Raw genomic sequence first — 23,403 nt, 5'->3', positions numbered from 1 at the left:
ACCGCATACCGCGGTGGTGGTGCGGGCCGAGCGATCCGGGCCACCAGGGCGGACTCGTGGCCGGCGCCTGTCGCGCGCGTCCTTTGGGCATCGGCTGATGATGGGAGTACGGCCGAACACGCGGAGCTGATCATGACGGGTTGGCGGGTCAGGGACTACACCCAGGACGATCTCGAAGCGCTGATCCGAGTCGACATGGAGAGCGGCACGACCGAGGAGCCGCCGCTCTTCCCGCTCTCGGACGCCGTGACGGCTCTCCAGGCGCGCCACCCTGCTGTGGTGGCCACGGCCGACGACGTGCTGATCGGCGCCGCGGTGAGCAGGGTGGAGGGCGAACGGGCATGGATCCTGCGCATCTGCATGGCGCCCGGCTGGCGGCAGCGCGGGCTGGGCAGTGCCCTGATCACCGCCCTTGAGCAACGGCTCTTCGCCGCCGGCGTCCGGGCCGTGCACGCCGTCCTGCCCGAGGGCGAGACCGGTGCCACCGCCCTGCGCAACTGCGACTTCGGCGCCCGCCCCGGCCTGGTCTTCTTCGAAAAGCGCGGGCCGGTGACTCCGCAGTCGGCCGGCACGCTGTCCTCGCTCGGAGCGGAGCTGCCACCGGGGGGACTGTGGCAGAAAGTCGCGGGCATGCAACGGGAGAAGCAGCTCATCGAGCGGCGCCTGGTCCTGCCGCTGGCCCATCCCGAACTGGCCGCCCAGCACGGAGTGGAACTGCCGCGGGCGGTGATGCTGTTCGGGCCGCCCGGGACCGGCAAGAGCACGTTCGCACACGCGATCGCCAGCCGCCTGGGATGGCCCTTCCTCGAACTGTTCCCCGCCCGTCTGGCCGCCGAGTACGGCCTGGCGACCGGGCTGAACCGGCGCTTCGACGAGATCGCCCGGCTCGACCACGTCCTCGTCTTCATCGACGAGGTCGAGGAGATCGCCGGCGAACGCGGCGGCGCGGACGCGACCGCTGTCGGCGTCGTCAACGAACTGCTCAAGGCGATCGTCCGGTTCCGAAGCCAGGACGGACGGCTGCTCGTCTGCGCCACGAACAACGTGACCACGCTCGACTCCGCGTTCCTGCGACACGGCCGCTTCGACTACGTGCTGCCGATCGGCCCTCCCGACCACACCGCCAGGACCGCGCTGTGGGAGAGCTACCTGGCCCGAGCGGGCGCGCGGGCCGACAGCGTGGTACTCGCGTCCGCCAGCGAGGGATTCACCCCCGCCGACATCGCCCACGCGGCGCGAACCGTCTCCCAGGCCCAGTTCGAGCGCACCTTCGACACCGGAACCCGGGCCGCCCCCACCACGGACGACTACCTGGACACGATCAGCGACACCAAGCCCACGGTCAGCGCCCCCATGGCCCAGGAATTCGCCCAGCAGACGCAGAAGTTCGCCCGCATCTAGCGTCCAGGCCGATAGGGAGTCGGTCTGCGGCGGATATGTCAGGCCGGCGTAGGTGGCGTGTCGCTGCCCGTATTGATGAGGATCTGCCTGGCCTCGGTGACGTTGTCGGCCCGTACGGCCCTGGCCATCGCGGCGCGTGCCGCGTCGGGCGACGTGTCCGGAGGGACCAGCATCAAGGAGAAATGGTCCCGGTCGCCCCGGGTGATGAGGACGGTGTCGTCACCGACCGGGAAGGAGTCGAGGTGGACGACTCGGCCGTCGACCATCACCCGGGTCGGCAGCTCGTCCCAGGCGCTGCCGTCCAGACCGACCCGGGTGACAGGTCCGAGGTGCTCGGTCAACGCGGAGATCAGCGAGGGGAGCTCGGCAGCTATGTCCCGTGACCGCGGCCACCATGCGCCGTCCAGGATTCCCTCGCGTGCGCGTGTCGTCTCCAGCCGCAGCAGGGCCGTGCCGGGTTTCACCGACCGGTGGACGGCGTCCGGCAGGAGCCTGGGGAGGTCGGGGGTGTCGGAGTCGGCCATGGTGTCCGCCCGTCCGCAGAGAGCAGTGCGACCGCAGGGCGTGCGACCGCGATACGACCCTGCTGCCTCACCTTACTCCGCACGACGCTCGCGCGAGCGCTTCGCCGCAGAGCGCGGTTACGGAAACAGGCAACGGCTCCGGCGTATACCCGCCGGAGCCGCCCTTCCGGGTCATTGCACGTGAGCGTGCGCCGACCCGCTTTCCACATTACGCCAAAGGGATTAATCCGACATGACCAATCCTTGCGAAGGTTCACTTCGGTCCGAGAAGGCGACGCGGCGGCTCAGCCACGCCCTTCCTCCTCTGTCTCCATCTGTCGGATCCCTTGGTGCGTCAGCGTGATCATCGCGGGCGTGTTGCCCCTCCCCCAGTCCACGACGACCCAGCCTTCACCCGCCAGGTACATACAGGCAGCGGCCATGTCCTGCTCGGGGATACCGAGGTCGGTGCGGAGCTTCGCCCCATCGACGCCCAGGAGGCGATTGCCTTCGGAGGCTCGGTACAGAGCCTGCATGATCCTCTCGCGGTACGTCTTCCGGTCTCGCAATATCGCCATGACGCGCCTTCCTCTACCGCCCGCGGTCGGGCCGAAGTCGATGTCATCCGCGGCCGCCGTCGCGGTGGAGCGCATCGGAACGGTCGCGTCCACCGCCGGCCGACGCTGCCTCCGGGTCCGACGCCCGATCCCCGGCAGCACATCGCTGTAGTGGAAGGCGGCGATCCGTTCGTCGTGCTGACCGTGGAGCTGGTGGATCAGAACGACTCCGACGGCGACCAGAAGGAGCAGCACGGCCACGGCGATGACAGTCATGGTTCTCTCACCTCCGCCGACCGCCGGGCGAAGGCCCTGTCGAGCCGATGGGCCGGGGCGGGGGACGACGGCCGACCTCCTCCGCCGTCGGTCTCCCACGCTTCTTCCCTGTTTCGGGCATCGATCCGGTCTGCTGCGTCCGCCCGGGCCGGGACATCGATGCCGTCGCCGGCCATCAGCTGCGCGGCCGCATCCGCACCGGTTTCCGGCGGAAGCACCAGCACGTCCCAGCGGCCATAGGTGGAGAAGAGAGTGAGTCTGTGCGGATCCTGCTCCTCGGTGGACCAGCCCACATGCACCGTGCGCCCGGCGTCGGACACCCAGTGCGGCAGGACGGGCCAGTAGGCCGGGTTCACGGTGACACCCGTGATACGACCCCAGAGATCGCCCAGTGCGGCCGTCAAGGACGGCAGCTCACGGGTGAGGGCACGGGAGCGGGGCCACCACGTGCCGTCCAGCCCGCCCGGCGCGGGCGTCAGGGACAGCCGGGCCGGCGGCGGCGCGCGCCTGCTCGATGTCGTACGGTCAATGGTCACGGGCATCGCGCGGACCTGTCCCCGGGCTCGTGGGTGCGGCCCGGCGCTGTCGATCACCGGAAACGGCACCCGCAGCGGAGCCGGTACGCGAAGAACTCCCGGTGCCTTCACACTACTCCGCTCACCGGCCCGAAAAGCCGGGGGTGACCAGGTATTTCCCCGCCTTCGGAACCTGGTCGCCGGTGCCCGGCACCGGGCCGGTCAGAGCCAGTCCTTGCGCTTGAACGTCGCATACAGCAGTGCGGACAGGACCACGATGACGGCGGCGGAGGTGATGAATCCGGACTGGCGGCCGAAACCGGGATAGGGGAGGTTCTGGCCGTAGTAGCCGGTGATCGCGGTGGGGACGGCGATGATCGCGGCCCAGCTCGTCACCTTCTTCATGATCAGGTTCATGCGATTGGCCTGGACCGAGAGGTTCGTCTCCATGACCGAGGCCACCAGGTCCCGCAGTGATTCCGTCCATTCGGTGGCACGCAGCACATGGTCGTAGACGTCCTGGTAATACGGGACGAGAGGGTCGGCGATCACGTGCAGGCCGGGACGCATGAGCCCGTTGACCACCTCACGCATCGGGAGCACGACACGGCGCAACCGGACGAGCGATTTGCGCAGTGCGAAAACCCGGCGCTGTACAGCTTCGACCTCACGGCGCCCGGCCGAGAAGAGCAGACCCTCCAGCTCCTCGATGCTGTCGTCCAGTTGCCGGACCGCGGCGAAGTGACCGTCCACGAGATGGTCGAGCAGGCCGTGCAGCAGGAATCCGACGCCATGGCCGGCCAGGTCCGGGCTCTCGTCCCAGCGGGCGACGACGTTCTCGATGTCGAAACCGGAGTCCTTGCGGACGGTGATCATGGCCTGGCTGGTGAGGAATACGGCGATCTCGCTGTACGTCAGTTCCGCACCGTCCGGGCTGACGGTCACGGCATAGGCGCTGAGGAATTCATGGGTGCGATAGCGGTCGAGTTTCGGCCGCTGCCCACGCTGAGCGGCGTCCTCCAGAGCCAGTTCGTGGATGCCGAACTCCTGGCCGAGCATGGTGAACTCGGCAGACCCGGGCCGGTACAGGTCCAGCCACAGGACCGACGCCGGATCGGCGAGATGCGCGGAAACGTCACTGGCGGGAAAGCCCTCCAGGACGAGAGTGCCGTCGTGATACAGCCGGGTGCGCGTCACCATGGCCCGAGGTTAGTGTCTTACGCCCAGATCATGCCGCTTGACCCTCATTGATCCTTGACCGGCAAGGACCGCCCGACTTCGCGCGCCGCCAGGTCCTCACCGCACGTAACGTACGCGGCAGCCGGTTCACCGACCTCGTCCCGGGCGGCCTGTGCACGTTGACGGAGCTGTCCACGTGCCAGCCCGTGGAGTACTCCGTCATCCTGCGCTGCCGCGGCCACCACCGCTTGGTATTCCGCGACCGTCTGCTGACCGAGTTCCCGGCGGGCCTCGGCAACGGACGGCGCCGTCTTCCTTTTCTCCGCGTAGATCTGCGCAAGGCGCTCGATCACGTCGTCCTGCGCGTCGTAGCCGGCCTCTTCACGCTGCTTGCCGAGAGCGTCCCTGAACCGAATCGTGTACGGATGCGGGCAACAAGTCGGCCAGGAACAACCGCACTCCATGAAGCACGACCCCATCCCACGGGCGAGCTGCCGAGCCACGCACCAAGCCTTCCGAGCGAGGCGCCGGGCGTGACAGCGGGTCCCTGCAGCGGGTGCAGGTCAACAAGCCGGACACGGCCCGGCCTCATGCTGACCTTTTGCTGACCCTGACGCGACGATCAGCGCTCTGACCTGCGGAAAAACCCAAACGCTAGATCTTGGACTTGAACATGGTACGAAGCACGAGGAAACTCCCGTTTTGTCTGCTCCCTGCCTGCTCTTTGCAGGTCAAGGGCTGTCTTCGGAGGCTACAACGTTTCGCATCTGTGGCCAGCTGTCGCCAGGTGTTCCAGGACTCACACTGACGAGAGATCCAGAGCAAGTTGCCGACTGGGGTCAGCGGCGGTGAGGTAGAGGACCAGGGCCGCGACCCGCTCCTCCACCACGCGACCGAGCGCTTGCGCTCCATTTCCGCTCTTCGCCATACCCAAGGCGCATGAAAGAGTCTCGGATGACGACGGTTGCAGGCGCCCGTTCGGCCAGGACTTCCAGCAGATCGCGGCGGATCACGACGGCACAACCGGCCCTCCGCGGCCAGGCGAGGTGGCAGGAGCGCCTCTCGCACTCGGTGCACCAGCAGGTAACAAGCCACTCCATTTGGGGATTTCGTCGCGGCCGAGAGCACACACCTGATCATGCGTCGCCAGGCGGCATGCTCGCCAGGAGCGCACCGTCCTGCCGCTGCTGACGCCTCCGCAGGCATCCGTATGGTGCTCGACGCCGACCGACAGCAGACACCCTGGAAACCGCCGACGGGCTCCGGGGTGCGGACCAGCGTGCCATCCCGCGCGTCCACCGGCACGCGCGAAGCCGTCGAACTGCGCGACGGCGGCCCCGCGCGCTTCTCTGGTGTTGAGCTGAGCGTGCCCAGGGGCACCGCCACAGCCGGCGTGCATGTGGCCGAGCGGCGCCATCGGTACAGATTCGATGACCGCCCGCAACCCCTCTTGCATGTTCGTCATCTCCCTCGACACCCGCCGCGACTTCGCCAACCCTCTCGGCACCGTCCACGGTGGCATCGCCGCCACCCTCCTCGACTCCGCCATGGGCTGCGCCGTCCACACCACCCTCCCCGCCGGCACCGGCTACACCACCCTCGAACCCAAGGTCAACTACATCCGCGCCGCCCGCACCGACGGCCAGACCCTCACCGCCGAGGGCACCGTCATCCACGCCGGCCGCCGTACGGCCACCGCCGAAGGCAAGGTGCTCGACGACCAGGGCAAACTGATCGCCCCCGCCACCACCACCTGCATGATCCTTGAGGTCGCTCGCCGAGTCCGCCGGAAACGATCGCAGGCGGGCCGCGAACGACCAGGCAGGCTGCCGGGGGCGGCTTCCTGGCCTGTCACTGCTTGCGCCTGGTCGTTTCAGACGAGCGCCGGTGCGGGAGCGGGCAGGTAGGGGGTGATGTTGCGCCACGCGCGCTCGATGTATTCCTCCTTCTCACCGACCGGGGCGACATAGTGCAGTGCGCTTTCGGCGGCGTCGTTGCCCTCGAGGCGGGCGATGATCCAGGCGGCGAGGTAGTGCGAGGCGAGGCAGCCACCGGCGGTGGCGATGTTGTTCTTGGCGTAGAAGGGCTGGTTGAGCACCTCGACGCCGGCGGCGATGACCCAGGGCCTGGTGGTCAGGTCGGTGCAGGCGGGGATGTCGTTCAGCAGGCCGAGCTTGGCCAGCACGAGCGCGCCGGAGCACTGCGCGGCGATGAGTTGGCGCGAGGGGTCCAGGCCGCGCAGGATGTTCATGATCGCCTGGTCTTCGACGACCTCGCGGGTGGCGATGCCACTGCCGATGATGACTGCGTCAGCGGCGCACGCCTCCTCGAGAGTGGACATCTGCTCGATGGTCACCCCGTTCATCGACGTCACTTTGGGGCTGGGGGTGGCGATGGTGACGCGCCAGCCGTCGGTCTTGACGCGGTTGAGTACACCGAGCGCGATCAGGGAGTCCAGCTCGTTGTAGCCCTCGAAGGTGAGGATGGCGATGTGCACGGCGGCTGTCCTTCCGGATGAGTGGGTCTTGACGGTAAGGACCCGCGAACGGGACAGTCAAAGAATTGTCATGGATACAATCCGGTGCATGGCAGCCTCGCGGTACAAAACCCTGGTCGACGCGCTCGCGTCCGACATCCGGACAGGCCGGCTCGCCACAGGCGTGCGGCTGCCCACACACCGCGGGCTCGCCGCCCGCGAGGGCATCGCCGTGGTGACCGCGACCCGGGTGTACGCCGAGCTGGAAGCGATGGGCTTGGTAAGCCGGGAACAGGGCCGCGGCACATTCGTGCGCGACATCGCGGTTCCCGCCGGTCACGGCATCGATCAGCAAGTCGTCGCCACGGATGCGGTCGACCTCAACTTCAACTATCCGTCGCTGCCCCACCAAGCCGATCTCCTACGGCAGGCTCTGCGCGAGGTGGCCACCTCTGGTGAACTCGACTCGCTGCTGCGCTACCAACCACATCGAGGGCGCCCACAGGACAGAGCCTCGATCGCGCGGCACCTGAGGCGTCGGGGAATCACTCCTGACGCGGATCAGATCCTCATCGTCAACGGTGCGCAGCACGGCCTGGCCATCACCGTCATGGCCGCGCTCAACGCCGGCGACGTCGTCGCGGTCGACGCACTCACCTACCCGGGTTTCAAGGTGCTCGCGCATGCCTTTCATCTCGCCCTGGAGCCCATACCCACAACCACCGACGGGCCGGATCTCGATGCCCTCGAGAAGCTGTGCGCGACCCGCCCTGTGCGCGCGATCTACACCATGCCGACCTTGCACAATCCTCTGGGGTGGGTCATGTCGGCGACCGACCGCACACGTCTGATCGAGATCGCTCGGCAGCACGGTCCGCTGATCATCGAAGACGCCGCATACGCCTACCTGGTCGAGGACCCTCCACCGCCGCTGGCTGCAAGTGCACCGGACATCACCGTCTACGTCTCGGGACTGTCCAAGAACGTCGCCACCGGCCTCCGGGTCGGCTTCGTCATCGCCCCGCCGTCCAGGGTGCCGTCGCTCGAACGCGCGATTCGGGCAACCACCTGGAACACCCCGGCCCTCACCACCGCGATCGCCTGCCGCTGGCTCGAGGACGGCACGGTGGACCGCTTGGAAGCGCAGAAACGCGACGACGCCACGGCCCGCCAAGCACTCGCCAGACAAGAACTGGCAGGCCTGCCTCTCATCAGCCACCCCTCGTCCTACTTCACATGGCTGACGCTGCCCGACGACGCACGCGCCGATCGCCTGACCGCCACCCTCGCGCGTCAGCACATCTCCGTAAGCACGGCGGAGCCCTTCACCACCTCGAAGCACACACCACAGGCGCTCCGCCTCGCTCTCGGCTCGACCGATCTGGACAGTCTCCAGTCGACGCTGCGCACGGTGCGACAAGTCGCCATCGAGGACGCCTACGCCTGAACTCCACTCGGCCGGCCGATTCCCGCCCGCACTGCCGGCGGCCCTCGGTTCGGCCGCGGTGGTGGCAGCCGCGGCGGCGTTCCACGCCGAATCACCCAGGCCGGCGCCCAGGTCCGGCGGCGTCGTGGCCCGGTGCTGTGGCAGCGAGGTGGGTTCGGAGGGGCCCGCACCGGCAAAATCAAGTCGCCCCTCCGGCGATTCCGGAGGGCTGCCGCATTGGATTCGGCTCGCGCCGGAAGGCGATACGGGAGCAGGAAAGGCCGTCCCTTCTCTCACGTCTGTCATGGGGGTGCTCTGCGTGTTCCATAGCAGTGTGGTCTTCGGTGAGCGACCATACGGACGCGGCGCAGCATATTTCCAGCCGGTGGGCGCCATGGCGCGATGAGGGTGGGGGTCGATGTTCTCGACACCAGCAAAGCCAGCGACGTCAAGAGAAGCAGCCGGCAGAAGGACACCGAGACAGGAAGAGGACGAGCATGTCCGGCAGTGAGAGCGAGAATCCTGCAATCCCTTCACCAACGCCCACGCCGACTCGGCGGCCCAGGACGAACCTGGACTGGTGGCCGAATCAGCTGGACCTTCAGGTTCTCCACCAGCATTCGCCCCAATCCAATCCGATGGACGAGGACTTCGACTACGCGAAAGAATTCGCGACACTCGACGTCGACGCGCTGAAGCGTGACGTCTTCGAGGTGATGACGACATCTCAGGACTGGTGGCCCGCCGACTACGGTCACTACGGGCCGCTCTTCATCCGGATGAGCTGGCACGCCGCAGGAACGTACCGCATCGCGGACGGCCGCGGTGGTGGCGGCAGCGGCGCGCAGCGCTTCGCGCCCCTCAACAGCTGGCCGGACAACGCGAGCCTGGACAAGGCACGCCGTCTACTCTGGCCGATCAAACAGAAGTACGGCCGGAAGATCTCCTGGTCCGATCTTCTGGTCTTCGCCGGAAACTGTGCCATGGAATCCATGGGGTTCAAGACCTTCGGATTCGGATTCGGGCGAGAGGACATCTGGGAACCTGAGGAGATCTTCTGGGGGCCCGAGGACACATGGCTCGGAGATGAGCGCTACAGCGGCGACAGGGAACTCACCGGTCCTTTCGCCGCCGTGCAGATGGGGCTGATCTACGTCAATCCTGAGGGGCCCAACGGCAACCCGGATCCGGTGGCTGCCGGCCGGGACATTCGGGAGACGTTCGGGCGCATGGCGATGAATGACGAGGAGACGGCCGCACTCATCGTCGGCGGCCACACCTTCGGCAAGTGTCATGGCGCGGTCGACGCCGGCTATATCGGCCCGGAACCCGAGGCCGCCCCCATCGAGCAGCAGGGCCTCGGCTGGCGGAACACGTACGGCAGCGGCACGGGCCCCGATGCGCTCACCAGTGGTCTGGAGGGCGCATGGACCCCCGAGCCGACCAAGTGGGACAACGGATACCTGGACACTCTTTACGGGTACGACTGGGAGCTGACGAGCAGCCCAGCCGGCGCCCACCAGTGGACTCCCAGTGATCCCGCGGCCAGAAACACCGTTCCCGACGCCCATGATGCGTCGAAGCGGCACGCCCCCATGATGCTGACGACAGACCTCGCGCTGAAGGTGGACCCGGTCTACGGGCCGATCACGAAGAGGTTCCACGAGAACCCGGACGAGCTCGCGGCGGCGTTCGGCAAGGCGTGGTACAAACTGCTGCACCGCGACATGGGACCCCTCTCGCGTTACCTCGGCCCGTGGATTCCCGAGCCACAGCTGTGGCAGGACCCCGTTCCCCACGTCGATCACGAACTGGTCGGGGACGAGGACATCGCTGCCCTCAAGGACAGGATCCTCGCCTCGGGCCTCTCCCTCTCCCAACTGGTCACCACCGCCTGGGCGTCGGCGGCAAGCTTCCGCGGCACCGACAAGCGCGGCGGGGCGAACGGAGCACGGATCCGTCTCGCGCCGCAGAAGGACTGGGAGCTCAACGACCTGCCCGAGGTGACCGAGGTGCTGCGCACGCTCGAGCGGATCCAGCAGGACTTCAACCTCTCCCAGACCGGCGGAACGCGGGTCTCCCTCGCCGACCTGATCGTCCTCGGTGGGTGCGCGGCCGTCGAGCAGGCCGCGAAGAACGCCGGGTACGACATCTCGGTTCCCTTCGCGCAAGGGCGTACGGACGCCTCGCAGGAGCAGACCGATGCGGCGTCGTTCGCCGTTCTGGAACCCAAGGCGGATGCGTTCCGCAACTACCTTCCGGCGGGCGAGAAGCTGTCCCCGGAGACCCTCATGCTGGACCGCGCCAACCTGCTGACGCTGACCGCTCCCGAGATGACGGTGCTGATCGGCGGCATGCGGGCCCTGAACACGAACTTCAAGGGATCCCCCCACGGCGTTTTCACCGGCCGGCCGGGAATCTTGACCAACGATTTCTTCGTCAACCTGCTCGACATGGGCACGGAGTGGAAGGCGTCGGCCACGGACGAGAACGTGTTCGAGGGCCGGGATCGCGCCACGGGCGAGGTCAAGTGGACCGCCACCGCCGTCGACCTCATCTTCGGTGCGCACTCCCAGCTCCGAGCTGTCTCGGAGGTCTACGCGTCCAAGGATGCGGGAGAGAAGTTCGTACGTGACTTCGTGGCCGCATGGAACAAGGTGATGAACCTCGACCGGTTCGACCTCGCCTGAACCCGGCGTCCCGGTCGGCCGTTTGGGCCGACCGTGGCCGCGAGAACAGCGTACGCAACGGTCCCCAGGGCCTCCGTGACGATCACCACAGCGATGCTTCCACCCCCATCCTCAGGACGCGCTCCACCCGCACGTCGATCCCGGGCAACAGCACAGCCTCACCTCGACACGGCATCGTCCGAGCCGTCGGAGCAGGCACGCGGACTGCCGTTCCTGCGGCTCGACGACCCTGAGCACCACCGGCTGCGCACGCTCGCCATGCGGCCGTTCGGACCTCCGCACAGCCCCGGCCGGATCGACGCGATGCGCGGCGAGATCGCCCGGATCACCGAGGAGCTGAGCGAGTCGATCCGGGACCGCGAGCAGGTCGACATCGTCGACGACTTCGCCCACCCCCTGCCCGTCACCGTCATCTGCCGGCTGCTCGGCGTCCCGCGCGAGGACGAGCCGATGTTCCGGGAGTGGACGGACGTCCTCGTCGCGGCCGCCGACATCGGGTCCTGCGACGACACCGCGCAGCGGCAGAAGGCGGCCGTACAAGCCCAGCGGGAGATGGGCGGGTACCTGCTGGGCTTCGCCCAGCAGCGTCAGGGCCGTCCGACCGACGATCTGCTCTCCGCCTTCATCAACGAACCCGACCCCGCCCAGCGGCTGACCCCCGACGAACTCGCGGAAACGGCCATACTCCTGCTCATCACCGGACACGAGACCACCGTCAACCTGATCACCAACGGCGTCCTCACTCTGCTGCGCCGGCCCGACCAGCTGGAGAGGCTGCGCAACGATCCCGGCCTGTTGCCGCGCGCGGTTGAGGAACTCCTGCGCTACGAGCCCCCCCGTCCATGTGGGAGCGCATCCCTCTCGCCGACGTGGACTTCGCGGGCACCACCCTGCCGAAGGGTGCGTCCATGATCATTGCGCTGGCGTCGGGCAGCCGTGGCCCGAGCGGTTCCACGAGCCGGACCGGTTCGACCCCACCCGCCCGGACAGCGAGCATCTCGGCTTCTGCAGCGGTGTCCACATCTGCTTCGGGGCACCGCTCGCCCGATCGAGGCCCAGACCGCACTCGGCGTGCTGATCCCCCGCCTCGGCGCGGCGTCCCTGGTGCAGGACCCTCCGCCCTCCGGACCAACGCCATGCTCCGCGGCCCCCGCCACCTCCCCGTCGCTGGGCAGGCCCACCGGGCGGCGGCCCGGCGGCTGTTGCGGCTCGGGACGTACAGGTGCGGGCGGGATCCGGCGGTCCACCGGCACCGAACAGCGCGCCCTCGGACAGCGCACTGACGGCGCCTCCTGCCAAGACAGGTGTCTGCGGCGGAGTCTTGCCATCCCGCAGAGAAGCCCTCGCCCCAAGAGGCCGCGCCCATGAACACCGGTCCGGCCGGCCCGAGGGCGACCGGATACAGTGCGCGAGACGGCAGCCCGGCCAGGGAGGGGAAGCATGACCGCCACCAGCAACACCCGGCCCGCCGAGGGTGAGGCTCAAGCGCCGCGGCAGAGCCGACTGCACCGCCTGATGCGCTACATCCCCCTGATCGCCCCTGTCCTGCTGTGGACCGTGCCCTGCTGGGTGCTCCTGTACACCGGCCAGCACTGGCCGCTGCTCGTCACGCTGGTCGGCACCGCCCTGTTCGTCCTCGGCCTCGTCGGTATGCCGTTCGCGATGGTGCGCGGCCACGGCCGGCGTCAGCAGGACTGGGCGGCGATCGTCGGTGACACCCTGCTGGGCACGAGCTGGGTTCTGTTCACCTGGTCCGTTCTGCTCGGCGTCCTCTTGCGGCTCGCCCTGACCGTGGTCGGCGTCGGCGAGAGTCAGGACCGGGCCCGCATCGTCACGTGGGCCGTCCTCGGCGTAACCGCCGTGCTGCTCGCCTGGGGGTACGCCGAGGCCCGGCGCGTGCCACGCGTGCGCCGACTCGACGTGCAACTCCCACGGCTGGGTGCCGGGTTGGACGGCCTCCGCGTCGTCCTCATCACCGACACCCACTACGGCCCGCTCGATCGCGCCCGCTGGTCGGAACGGGTGTGTGAGACGGTGAACACGCTGGAAGCCGACCTGGTCTGCCACACCGGAGACATCGCGGACGGCACGGCCGGACGCCGCCGCGCCCAGGCGGTCCCACTCGGTACCGTGCGGGCCACCCGGGCCCGGGTCTACGTCACCGGCAACCACGAGTACTACAGCGAGGCCCAGGGCTGGGTCGACCTGATGGGCGAGCTCGGCTGGGAGCCGCTGCGCAACCGCCATCTGCTGCTCGAACGCGGCGGCGACACCCTCGTCGTCGCCGGCGTGGACGACGTCACCGCCGAGTCCTCCGGCCTGGCAGGCCACCGCGCCCATCTCGCCGGAGCCTTGAACGGCGCCGACCCCGACCTGCCCGTCCTGCTCCTGGCACACCAGCCCAAGTTCGTGGACCGGGCGGCAGCCGACGGCGTCGACCTCCAACTGTCCGGCCACACCCACGGCGGCCAGATCTGGCCCTTCCATTACCTGGTCCGCATCGACCAGCCCGCCGTCGCCGGCCTCAGCCGCCACGGCACCCGCACCCTCCTCTACACCAGCCGTGGCACCGGCTTCTGGGGCCCGCCGTTCCGCATCTTCGCCCCGAGCGAGATCACCCTGCTCGTACTCCGCTCCCCACACCTGCCCACCTCGCCGTAACACTGGGCGGGCCAACGAATCCGCGTCAGCCCGGCGTTTCAGCGCGAAGCCGAGCTCGACGCGCAGGCGCCTCAGGACGGGGTTGAGCGCGCAGGCCATCTCGCCGAGAGCGTTTGTGGTGGTGCCCGTGAGCCAGATGGGCCTGCTCGTGCGCCAGCAGAACCGCCCGCTCCTCGGCGGGCAGCGCGCGCAGCATGCCCGAGGTGACCACGATCCGCCCAGGCCGACCGAGCAGCGCGTAGGCATCCGGCTGCTCGTCGGCCAGCTCGACACCCACGCCGGACAGCCCGTCCGTGTAGAGAACCAGCAGCGTGCCCGGGTCCATGTTGAGGATGCCGGCCTGATACGACGGACTCGGCGCGACTCCCAGCGGGACACCTACGTCGGCCGCTGCCGCAAGGTAACGGCCGTCAGCGGTTCGGATCAGGGGGCGCGGATGACCGGCGCTGACGACCTGGGCAGTGCCGGTGTCCGGGTCGAGCCAGACGCAGCAACAAGTCGCGAAGAGGTCTGTCTCCAAGTCGATCATCAGGCGATTCGCGCGATACAGCACCGTGCTCGGGTCATGGCCTTCCAGCGCATAGCTGCGTACCGCACTGCTGAGCTGCCCCATCACCACGGCTGCCGCCGTGTTGTGCCCCTCAACGTCACCGATCACCGCGGCCACGCCGCCGCTGCCGGAGCGTGATCATGTCGTACCAGTCGCCTCCGAGCTCGATCGCGCCAGTGGGTGGCTCGTACCGGCTTGTGGTCAGCACACCGGCGGGCTGGGGAAGCATCCGGGGCAGCAGGGCATGTTGCAGCTTCTGCGCCAACGCGTGGCTGGCGTCGTAGAGCTGGGTGCGTTCAAGCGTCTGGCCACCACATCCCAAGGGCGAGCTGTCGATCCACGCATGAAGCCTTCCGAGCAGGGCGGTGGGTGACGCCGGAGGCCCCTGCCGCGGGTGCAGGTCAGCAAGCCGGACACCGTCCGGCCCGATGCTGACCTGTTGCTGACCCGGAGGCCGCGATCAGGGCTCTGACCTGCGGAAACACCCAAACGCTATGGACTTGAACATGGTACGAAGCACGAGGAAACTCCCGATTCGTCTGCTCCCTGCCTGCTTCTGCAGGTCACGGGCGGTACCCGGAGGCTACATCGTTTCGCATGCACGGTCAGCTGTCGTCAGGTGTTCAAGGACTCACACCCCGCGGCACCCTTGCACCTCTTCGGCGATCGAAGCTGTGCTCCGACCGGGCCGGACGAGCACCAGGTCCGGCGCTGTGATTCCTGGCACCGATGCACTTCCGCACCGAACACGGGCTACCTCTGAGCCGAGCCGGGCACCAGATGCGCGCCGATCGCCCGGACCAAGTCGTCCTTCGCCGAATGCAGGAAGAAGTGGTCACCGGAGATGGCTTCAGCGCGGAACTTGCTCGTCGTACAGTCCGCCCAGGCCACCACGTCCTGCTCGGTGGCGTCCGCGTCGGCCTCCCCGTAGAAGGCCACGATCGGACAGGTCAACGGGCCTCTTGCGGTCGGCTCGTACCGGTCCAGGATCATGTAGTCCGCGCGGATGATGGGCAAGTACAGCTCCATGAGCTCGTCGTTCTCCAGCAACTCCTGCGGCGTGCCGCGCAGTTGTGCGAGACGGTCCCGGAATTCCTGGTCCGACAGATCGAAACTGGTCTGCGCCGGCCGTGCGTGCCAGGGCGCTCGGCACCCGGAGACCAGCAGGTGGCTCGGCATGCCACGGCCGGTCGCGGCAAGGTGCTGGGCAAGTTCGTAGGCCAGGATCCCGCCGAAACTGTGGCCGAACACGGCGTAGGGAACGCCGTCGTCGGCCACGTACGAGGAGAGATCCGACAACAGCTCCGGCAGCGTCGCGATGGGGCGCCGGCCGCACCGCGAACCGCGGCCCGGCAGCTCCAGCGGGACCAGTTCGACCGACGGCGGCAGCGCGTCCTTCCATACGTCATACATCCGGGCCGAGGCGCCCGCGTACGGCAGGCAGTACAGCCGTGCCGGGCCGGCGCCGCTCACTCGTACCGAGGCCTCGGCGGATTCGCCCTCCCGACCGGCAGCGAGCCCGTACGCGATGCCCGCGACCGTGGGCTCGCGGAAGATCTCACTCAGCGCCACCTTCCGGCCCAGACCTCGACTCAGATGCTGCTGGAAGGTGACGAGCAGGATGGAGTTCCCACCCGCGTCGAAGAAGTTCTCCGCGTCGTCGGCGGGAGGAACCTCGAGTGTCCGCTCCCATGCGTCCATGACGACCGTGCGTACATCGGAGGCGTTGGCAATGTTCATGTGATCCACGTTCTCTCTGCTTCCGCTACACAGCCGACCGGGTCAGCCGTACGCGGTCGACCTTGCCGGCCGTGGTGCGGGGCAGCGCGTCCAGGACGGTGAGCCGCAGGGGACAGTGACTGGCGGGAAGCCGCTCACGGAGCCAGGAGCGCAGGCTCCCCACCTCCACGTCACGCACCGTGACGAGGTAGGCGGCGAGGTAAGCCCGCTCGGGCCGGTCCGCGTCGCGCACCACCGTCACGGCTTCCGTGACCGACGGGTGCTCCTCCAGTACGGATTCGATCTCGCCCAGCTCGATGCGATGGCCGCGCAACTTGATCTGGCTGTCGGTCCGTCCGAGGTATTCCAGCAGACCGTCCCGACCGCTACGGGCCCGGTCACCCGTCCGGTACACGCGCCGCGGGCCGTCCGGTGTCTCGAACGGGTGGAACCGGCGGTCGGTCAGCTCCCGGTCGCCGAGATACCCGTGTGCCAACCCCTCCCCATACAACAGGACTTCCCCGGTGTCGCCGCCGTCGGCCCACGTGTCCAGGCACATCCCGCCGCCTGGCAGGGGCTGACCGAGACTGATGCGGTCCGCCTCCTCGACGCGCAGGGAGGACGCCCAGATCGTGGCCTCGGTGGGGCCGTACAGGTTCCACAGCTCGGAGCACCGGGAAAGCAGCTGAGCGGCAAGGGGGGAGGTGAGGGGTTCACCGCCGCACCAGATGCGGATGTCCGGCGCGCCGCGCCAGCCGCCGGCCAGGGCCAGGCGCCAGAAGCTCGGCGTGGCCTGGACGACATCCGGTGCCTGCTCCCGCACGAAGGCCGCGAAGGCCTCCGGGTCCATCCGCACCTCGGGACCGGCGGCGACGAGCGTGGCGCCCACCGTGAGCGGGAGGAGCATCTCGGCCAACGAGATGTCGAAGGACAAGGCGGTCATGGCCGCCATGGACTCGCCCCGTGCCAGTCCCGGAACCCGTGCCATCGCCAGCAGCCTCGCCACGAGCGCCTCGTGCGGCACCGCGACGCCCTTGGGCCGGCCGGTGGAACCGGACGTATACATGATGTAGGCGACATCGGCCAGGTCGGCAGGAGCGTCGTCGCCGGCATGGTCGGTGGAGGTCAGCGTGAAGTCGCACTCGCCGTCGGTGCCGACGACGAGAGCGGGGCGAGCGCTCTCCCAGACCCGTGCTCGGTGGGCCGGGGGACTCTCCCGGTTGAGCGGGAGGACGGTACAGCCCGCACGGGCCGCCGCGAGCAGGCAGACGGCACCGCTGATGGGGCCGTCCACCTCCATCGCGAGTACGGATCCAGCCCGGACGCGCTGCCGGATACGAGAGGCCAGTTCGTCCGCCCGCGCCATGAACTCCCGGTAGCTGTAGGCCCGCCGGACTCCATGCGCGGCGGTGGCGGTGGGGGCGAGCTCGGCCTGTTCCCAGGCCAGGTCCCAGACGGTTCGCACGCGCCGCTCCTCACATTCCCTGGGCATCGGCGGCCACCCGACGTGCGTAGTCGGCGAGCACAGGAGCATCGAAGAGCGCGTCGAGCGCGATCTGCACACCGAGCCGCTCCCGGACGCGGCCGGTCACGCGTGCGGCCATGAGCGAGTGGCCGCCGATCTCGAAGAAGTGGTCCCCGGGCCGGGGCCGGTGACCGAGAAGGTCCGCCCATATCCCGGTGACCGTCTCCAGTACGGCGTCCGCCCCGGCCGCCGGGGCGTCCTCGGTGTCGGCCTCCAGGGACTCTAGTGCCCGGGCGTCGATCTTTCCGCTGTTGTTGAGCGGCATGCGGTCCAGCCGCAGCAGGACAGCGGGCAGCATGTGACGGGGCAGTGTGTTCGCCAGCGCCGAGCGGACTTCGCCCTCCTCGGCGGTGCCGCAGTAGTACGCCGCGAGGGTCCCGCCGTCCTGGTCGGCCCGGACGATCGCCTTTGCCTGGTCCACGCCCGGCCGGCCCAGCAGCACGTGCTCGATCTCGGCGAGTTCGATCCGGTGTCCGCGCAGACTGACCTGACCGTCCTGACGTCCCACGAACCGCAGTTGGCCGTCGCGATCCCAGCGGCAGATGTCACCCGACGCGTACCACCGGGATCCGTCGGCCTCGTACGGGAACTTCTTCGCGGTGAGAACCTCGTCGTGCCGGTAACCGAGGGCGAGGATCTCGCCTCCGATGAAGAGCTCTCCTTCGACGTCCGGCTCGGTGACGGTGCGACCCGCCTGTACGAGCCGTACCTGTGCGCCCATGATGGGACGTCCGATGGGCGGCAGGTCCGCTCCGGCGCCGCGCAGGTCGTCGCCTGCCGTTGTGACCACGGTGGCTTCCGTCGGCCCGTAGTGGTTGTACACGGCCGCGGGGAAGCCGGCGGGCGGGGACACGCGCAGGCGGTCCCCGCCGGTGGTGAGCACGCGCAGGGCACGCGGCGGCCGCGCGAGGGTGACGATCTGCTCGGCGAGCGGCGTGCTCAGGAAGCACTGCTCGACCTGTTCGGCGTCGAGGAAGTCACGGACGGCATCGACGTCCGCGCTGTGCAGTCCCGAGGGCAGCACGAGCGTGGCTCCGGAGGCCAGCGCCGACCACACCTCCCAGGCGGAGGCGTCGAAGCCCAGCCCGGCCAGGGCGGCCACGCGCACTCCCGGCGCCGTCCGGTACGTGTCCCGGTGCCACGCCACCAGGTTGGCGAGGCTGGCGTGCCCGACCTCCACGCCTTTCGGGGTGCCGGTAGAACCTGAGGTGTAGATGACGTATGCCAGATCACCATGGGCGTCCGGCGGCTCCGGCAGGCCGGCGGCGTCCGGGTCCACGGTCACGGTGCCCTCGGGCAGCCGGGCCCCGAGGCCGTCGTCCACTATCACCGCTCGGGGCCGGGCGTCGTCGAGGATCGTGCGGACACGTGTGTCGGGCAGGGCCGGGTCGAGCGGTAGATATGCCCCGCCCGCTCGCCACACTCCCAACTGCGACACGATGTTCCGTGCGCCCCGCCGCAGCAGGGTGGCGACCAGGTTTCCGGGGCGGAAGTCCGGCAGGCCGTGCAGCGCCATGGCGACGGATCCCGCCCGCCGCCACAATTCCGCGTACGTCAGGTGCTCGCCGCCGCACTCCACGGCCACAGCCTGCGGGAACTGCGCCCCGACCGCTCGGACCAGTTGCGGCACCGTCGGACGACCGGGCTGTTGGTGCTTCACGGTCGGGTTTCTCCCGTCAGTAGTTCCTCATAGACGCGGGCGATGCGTCGCACGGTGTCCTCGTCGACGGCGTGCGGTTGGTGGACGAGGCTCACCCGCAGCGACCCGTCCTGGACGGGCCACACCTCGCAGTTGAGTTCGGTGATCGGCACGGAGGTGCGCGGAGGGCTCGGATCCGCACCGCACGAGCCCAGCCGGAGAGCCGGCATCTCATTGTTCTGGTAGGCGAACAGGACCTGAAAGAGCGGGTTGCGGCCGGTGCGAGCGGGCCGTAGAGCCGCCACCACCTCCTCGAACGTCGCCTCCTGACAGGCGAGTGCCGTGTGCACCGGCTCCCGCGCGGCGACCAGGCGCTCGGGGGAGCCGGCCGGGGAGGCCGTCGCGGGCAGTCGAAGGCACACCATGTCGATCAGGCAGCCGACGGCATGTGCGGCGCGAGGGCCCGCGCGGCGGGCGACCGGTACGCCGATGCCGAAGTCGTCCTGCCGCAGGACCTCGCACAGCGCCTCCTGGAACCGGGTGACCAGCGGCAGGAACAGCGTGCTGTTCAGCTCGCCCGCTGTGGCCGCCAGGCGAGCGACGACGGCCGGCGCCAGAGTGAAGCCCACGGGGTCCACCGGGTGGTCCGCCGGCACGGCCGGCCGCGGGAACCGGATGTCGTTCACGCCCGTCAACGTCATTCGCCAGTAGTCGAGTTGGCGTTCATGCTCCACGGTGTCGCGCAGTAGCACGCGCTCCGTTGCTGTTTCGGCCGGTGTGGGCGCCTCATGGGCGAACACCGGCTTCTCACCCCGCAGCCGCGCTGTGTAGGCGGCGGACAGCTCGTCCACGAGCAGCGCCTGCGACCAGCCGTCGAAGGCTACGTGGTGTACGGCGATACCGAGCAGGTTGCTGCTGTCGTCGACCGGCACGAGAACACACCGCCAGACGTGTCCGTCCGTCAGTCGCAGGGGCCGGCACAGGCGTTCGGTCAACACGGAGTGCGCATCGTCGCCGGGCGCGGGCCGCACGACCTCCACGCTGATCGAGGACGGTCCGGCGCCGGGCACGGCCACCGGGCCGTCCTCGATGCGATAGGCGGACCCGAGCGCGCCATGCCGCTGATGGACGTCGTCGAGCGCAGCCTCCAGGATTCGGGTGTCCAGCGGGCCCCGCACGGTCCACTCCAGGGTGCACAGCGCTGCCGGGTCGTCGGAGCGCATGTCGTGCAGCATGCAGAAGTGCGCCTGGAGACCCGTCAGCGGCAAGGCGCCGGGAGGTTCCGCAACCGATCTCCCCGTCGCGGCTCCGTGGGCCGGGCCGCATTCCAGCAGCCTCAGCATGGTGCGCAGCGTGGGCTCGCGCATGAACCGTGACGCGGTGACCGCGGTGCCGTACCGAGCCTGGAGACGGGCACACACACGCATGGCGTCCAAGGAGGTGCCGCCGAGCCCGGTCAAGGGCGTGTCGGCGAAGGCCTCGACGTTCTCGGTCTCCGGCAGTGCCAGTACGTCACGGAACACCCGCTCGACCTCGGCCGCCACGTCGTCGGTGTCCGCGGCAGTGGAGGCCGCCGTGGCCGAGGTGTGCGGGACCAGGGCCTGCAACGCCCGCACGTCGGTCTTGCCGTTGGCCGTCAGGGGCAGGGCGGCCAGCCGGACGACATGTCTCGGCAGGCAGTGCGGGGGCAGGACGGAGGGAAGGCGTTCCCGGATCCGGCCGGGCGTGGCCTCCGGGTCGGCCGTTACGCAGAAGAGCGCGAGATCCGTGGTCGCACCGTTCTCGTCCCGTACCGGTACGACCACAGCCGTGTCGATGCCGCTCAGGGACTCGCACCACGTCTCGATCTCCCGCGGCTCGACACGGACGCCGCGGATCTTGACCTGGCGGTCCCTGCGCCCTTGGAAGTGCAGCACCCCGTGGTCGTCCACATAGCCGTGGTCCCCGGTGCGGTACACGCGCGTGGGCACACCGCCGAGACCCACCTCGCCGAACTTCTGCGCGGTCAGAGCCGCGTCGTGGAGGTAGCCCTGGGCAAGGCCGGCACCGCTGATGCAGATCTCTCCCACCTGATGCGGCGCACAGGGCACCTCACCGTCGAGCACGTGGACGCCGGTGCCGGGCACGGGCGTGCCCAACGGGATGCCGTCCGGCCGGAGTGTGTCGGCGGCGACGATGCGATGCGTCGTGGCGAACACACAGGTCTCGACCGGTCCGTACCCGTTCGTCAGCGCGATCTCCGGGTGGGCACCGAGGAAGGCGCGCACGTGACGGGGCGACAGGCGCTCCCCGCCGATCATCAGCTGGCGTAGACCGCGGAACGCCGTGAGGTCCTCGTCGACGAAGAGGTTGAAGACCGATGACGTCAGCCATGCGCTGTCGACCTCGTGTGAAGTGATCAGCCCGGCCAGGGCCGAGGGAACGAGGTGGTTGTCCTCGCTCAGGACCGCGGTCCCTCCGCTGACCAGCGGCCCCCACAGTTCGAGCGTGAACGCGTCCCACGACATGGCGGCGGAGACCGCCATCACCCGGCCCGGCCCCAGGTCGGCGAAGGCACCGTGCCGGAAGAGCCGGGTGGTGGCCTGGTGGGGGGAGACCACACCTTTGGGTGTACCGGTCGTGCCGGACGTGAAGAACACGGTGGACGCCGCCGCGGCGTCCACCGCGGGGTTCTCGGCGGGCGTCCGGCCCCGATCGATGGCGTCGGCGAGCGGGCGGACCTCGGCGACGGCCAGGTGCCCGTCCAGTAGGCCAAGGACGCGGCTGATGCGCTCGCGCGGCCATCGCGGATCGAGGATCGCGTAGGCGGCACCCCGCTTCAGTACCGCCAGGAGCACGGCGACGAGCACGGGCGACCGTGGCAGAAGGACGGGTACGAGACTGCCACGGCCCACTCCGGCCGCCGCCAGGTCGGCGGCGTAGTCGTCGGACGCCCGGTCCAGCTCCGCGTAGGACAGACGGGCGGACCCGCTGACGACCGCCGGGGCATGCGGGGTCCCGCGTGCCCAGCGGGCGAAGGTGTCGTGCAGAGTGGCCGGCGCGACGTACGGCTCCGTACGGTCGGTCATCGGGCTTCCCCCGGTCGCTCCGGGCCGATGACGACGCTCTCCAGCACTGTGGTGCCGTGGTGGGAACGGGTGACGACGGGTTCGAGCAGCCGCGCCGACGGCCACTTGGCGGTCAGCTGCTCCAGCACCGTCTCGGCTTCCAGTCGGGCCAGGCCTGCGCCCAGGCAGTAGTGGGCGCCGTATCCGAAGGTCAGGTGACGACTCGCGGGGCGGCCGGTGTCCAGATGGTCGGGGCGCTCGAAGACGCGCGGGTCGCGGTTGGCGACACCCAGCATCAACAGGACGAGGTCGCCCTCGGGAATGCGGCGGCCGGCCACTTCCAGGTCCTGCGTGGCGACCCGTGCCACCTGCTGGACCGAGGTGTCGAAGCGCAGCAGTTCCTCGACCGCTGCGCCGTCCGCGGTCCCCATCGCACGCCAGCCGCCGGTGTGGAGTGCGGCCCGAACGGCCTTGCCCACAAAGGTCGATGTGGTCTCGAAACCCGCATAGACCAGCAATGCGGCGGTGGCGGCGATGTCGGCCTCGTCGATGGTGCCCGCCAGATGGGCCCGGTGCAGCAGAGCGAGGCCCGAATCGGGAGCCGGGCCGGGTGCGCTCAGGGCGGCCTCCACCGCCTCGCACATCTCTGCCAGCGCCGTGTGTCCGCGCTCTGCCACGTGCGGCAGATAATCCGCTATGAGCAGGGCCGCGATGTCCCGCGCCCAACCGTCGAGCTTCGTGGCCGCCTCCGGCGCAAGGCCGAGGAGTCCGCAGATGACGTTGCTCGACAGGGGGACCGCCAGCTCGGTCATGACCTCGACGCGGTCGTCGACGTCGGCCAGCAGCCCGGTGACCTGTTCTGCCACGAACGGCCGGAGCGCACGCAGCCGTTCCGGGGTGAACAGGGGCGCCATGAGCCGTCGCAGCAGGCGGTGGCGTTCACCGTCGTTGAACATGAACCACCGGCGCACGATGCCATCGGTGCGCCGTTTCTCAGGGGCGCCGGCGGTGTCGTGCAGGACGGTGCGGCCGTTGTCGGGCCACGCCGACGACAGTCCTGGGTGGCGGAGCAGGGACGTCACCTCGGCGAAGCCTGTGACGATCCAGACGCCGAGGATGTCGTCCTTGCGGATCCGCTCCTGGTCCTTGAGGTGGAGGTAGTCCGCGCAGGGATCGAGTGGGACACCGGTGCTGACGCCGTAGGGACAGGCGGCGGCCACTGACGTGGTGAGCATGTGA

General features: G+C 69.2%; 17 protein-coding genes and 1 pseudogene. 6 read left to right on the top strand and 12 right to left on the bottom strand.

The window, feature by feature from the left end:
• Window positions 1-132: 132 nt before the first annotated feature.
• Window positions 133-1,401: an ATP-binding protein gene (locus ACWGKT_RS00185; protein ID WP_453271809.1), complete on the top strand. Its 1,269-nt coding sequence runs from the start codon at window positions 133-135 to the stop codon at window positions 1,399-1,401.
• A 38-nt stretch (window positions 1,402-1,439) separates the two neighbouring features.
• On the opposite strand, the gene ACWGKT_RS00180 is transcribed toward ACWGKT_RS00185, so the two are convergent.
• The 5 genes from ACWGKT_RS00180 to ACWGKT_RS00160 all read right to left on the bottom strand — a co-directional run bounded on the left by ACWGKT_RS00180 (window position 1,440) and on the right by ACWGKT_RS00160 (window position 4,934).
• Window positions 1,440-1,925, bottom strand: a complete 486-nt coding sequence (locus ACWGKT_RS00180) for a DUF5994 family protein (protein ID WP_453271808.1) — start codon at window positions 1,923-1,925, stop codon at window positions 1,440-1,442.
• A gap of 284 nt (window positions 1,926-2,209) precedes the next feature.
• The gene (locus ACWGKT_RS00175; RefSeq protein ID WP_453272075.1) at window positions 2,210-2,482 is read right to left on the bottom strand and encodes a hypothetical protein; all 273 of its coding nucleotides are present in this window, start codon (window positions 2,480-2,482) and stop codon (window positions 2,210-2,212) included.
• 251 nt (window positions 2,483-2,733) lie between these two features.
• Window positions 2,734-3,279: a DUF5994 family protein gene (locus ACWGKT_RS00170; protein ID WP_453271807.1), complete on the bottom strand. Its 546-nt coding sequence runs from the start codon at window positions 3,277-3,279 to the stop codon at window positions 2,734-2,736.
• Window positions 3,280-3,474: 195 nt separating this feature from the next.
• The gene (locus tag ACWGKT_RS00165; RefSeq protein WP_453271806.1) at window positions 3,475-4,452 is read right to left on the bottom strand and encodes a magnesium transporter CorA family protein; all 978 of its coding nucleotides are present in this window, start codon (window positions 4,450-4,452) and stop codon (window positions 3,475-3,477) included.
• A gap of 44 nt (window positions 4,453-4,496) precedes the next feature.
• Window positions 4,497-4,934, bottom strand: coding sequence for a hypothetical protein (locus tag ACWGKT_RS00160; protein WP_453272099.1), 438 nt, complete (start codon window positions 4,932-4,934; stop codon window positions 4,497-4,499).
• A gap of 957 nt (window positions 4,935-5,891) precedes the next feature.
• Here ACWGKT_RS00160 and ACWGKT_RS00155 point away from each other — a divergent pair.
• A pseudogene (locus ACWGKT_RS00155) lies at window positions 5,892-6,197 on the top strand (PaaI family thioesterase); the annotation flags it as partial.
• 107 nt (window positions 6,198-6,304) lie between these two features.
• Here the strand turns inward: ACWGKT_RS00155 and ACWGKT_RS00150 are convergent.
• Window positions 6,305-6,928: a DJ-1/PfpI family protein gene (locus ACWGKT_RS00150; protein ID WP_453271805.1), complete on the bottom strand. Its 624-nt coding sequence runs from the start codon at window positions 6,926-6,928 to the stop codon at window positions 6,305-6,307.
• Between the two features lie 88 nt (window positions 6,929-7,016).
• Here ACWGKT_RS00150 and ACWGKT_RS00145 point away from each other — a divergent pair, with 88 nt between their 5' ends.
• The 4 genes from ACWGKT_RS00145 to ACWGKT_RS00130 all read left to right on the top strand — a co-directional run bounded on the left by ACWGKT_RS00145 (window position 7,017) and on the right by ACWGKT_RS00130 (window position 13,684).
• Window positions 7,017-8,354 (top strand): aminotransferase-like domain-containing protein, encoded by a 1,338-nt coding sequence (locus ACWGKT_RS00145; protein ID WP_453271804.1) that lies wholly within the window; start codon window positions 7,017-7,019, stop codon window positions 8,352-8,354.
• Between the two features lie 476 nt (window positions 8,355-8,830).
• Entirely contained in the window at window positions 8,831-11,023 is a 2,193-nt protein-coding gene (gene katG / locus ACWGKT_RS00140) for a catalase/peroxidase HPI (RefSeq protein WP_453272074.1), read from the top strand.
• A 258-nt stretch (window positions 11,024-11,281) separates the two neighbouring features.
• Complete coding sequence (locus ACWGKT_RS00135; protein WP_453271803.1) at window positions 11,282-11,935, top strand: cytochrome P450; 654 nt, start codon at window positions 11,282-11,284, stop codon at window positions 11,933-11,935.
• Between the two features lie 528 nt (window positions 11,936-12,463).
• Window positions 12,464-13,684 carry a metallophosphoesterase gene (locus ACWGKT_RS00130; RefSeq protein ID WP_453271802.1) on the top strand — a complete coding sequence of 407 codons (1,221 nt, stop codon included), beginning with the start codon at window positions 12,464-12,466 and terminating at the stop codon, window positions 13,682-13,684.
• Between the two features lie 25 nt (window positions 13,685-13,709).
• Here ACWGKT_RS00130 and ACWGKT_RS00125 read toward each other — a convergent pair whose 3' ends face one another.
• From ACWGKT_RS00125 to ACWGKT_RS00100, 6 genes are all read right to left on the bottom strand, one after another.
• Window positions 13,710-14,351 (bottom strand): SpoIIE family protein phosphatase, encoded by a 642-nt coding sequence (locus ACWGKT_RS00125; protein WP_453271801.1) that lies wholly within the window; start codon window positions 14,349-14,351, stop codon window positions 13,710-13,712.
• A gap of 636 nt (window positions 14,352-14,987) precedes the next feature.
• A complete protein-coding gene (locus ACWGKT_RS00120; RefSeq protein ID WP_453271800.1) occupies window positions 14,988-15,974 on the bottom strand; it encodes an alpha/beta fold hydrolase in 987 nt (328 codons plus the stop codon).
• A 25-nt stretch (window positions 15,975-15,999) separates the two neighbouring features.
• Window positions 16,000-17,418 carry an amino acid adenylation domain-containing protein gene (locus ACWGKT_RS00115; RefSeq protein ID WP_453271799.1) on the bottom strand — a complete coding sequence of 473 codons (1,419 nt, stop codon included), beginning with the start codon at window positions 17,416-17,418 and terminating at the stop codon, window positions 16,000-16,002.
• A gap of 10 nt (window positions 17,419-17,428) precedes the next feature.
• On the bottom strand, window positions 17,429-19,138 hold the full coding sequence (locus tag ACWGKT_RS00110) for a non-ribosomal peptide synthetase (RefSeq protein WP_453271798.1): 1,710 nt from the start codon (window positions 19,136-19,138) through the stop codon (window positions 17,429-17,431).
• Complete coding sequence (locus ACWGKT_RS00105; protein ID WP_453271797.1) at window positions 19,135-22,185, bottom strand: AMP-binding protein; 3,051 nt, start codon at window positions 22,183-22,185, stop codon at window positions 19,135-19,137. The genes ACWGKT_RS00110 and ACWGKT_RS00105 overlap by 4 nt, the downstream gene beginning before the upstream one ends.
• Window positions 22,182-23,399, bottom strand: coding sequence for a cytochrome P450 (locus ACWGKT_RS00100; RefSeq protein WP_453271796.1), 1,218 nt, complete (start codon window positions 23,397-23,399; stop codon window positions 22,182-22,184). The genes ACWGKT_RS00105 and ACWGKT_RS00100 overlap by 4 nt, the downstream gene beginning before the upstream one ends.
• Window positions 23,400-23,403: the final 4 nt, after the last annotated feature.

The sequence above is a fragment of the Streptomyces sp. NPDC054794 genome (assembly GCF_053611585.1).
Note: the sequence above shows the minus strand (reverse complement) of the source record. Positions and strands in the feature narration are given on the sequence as shown.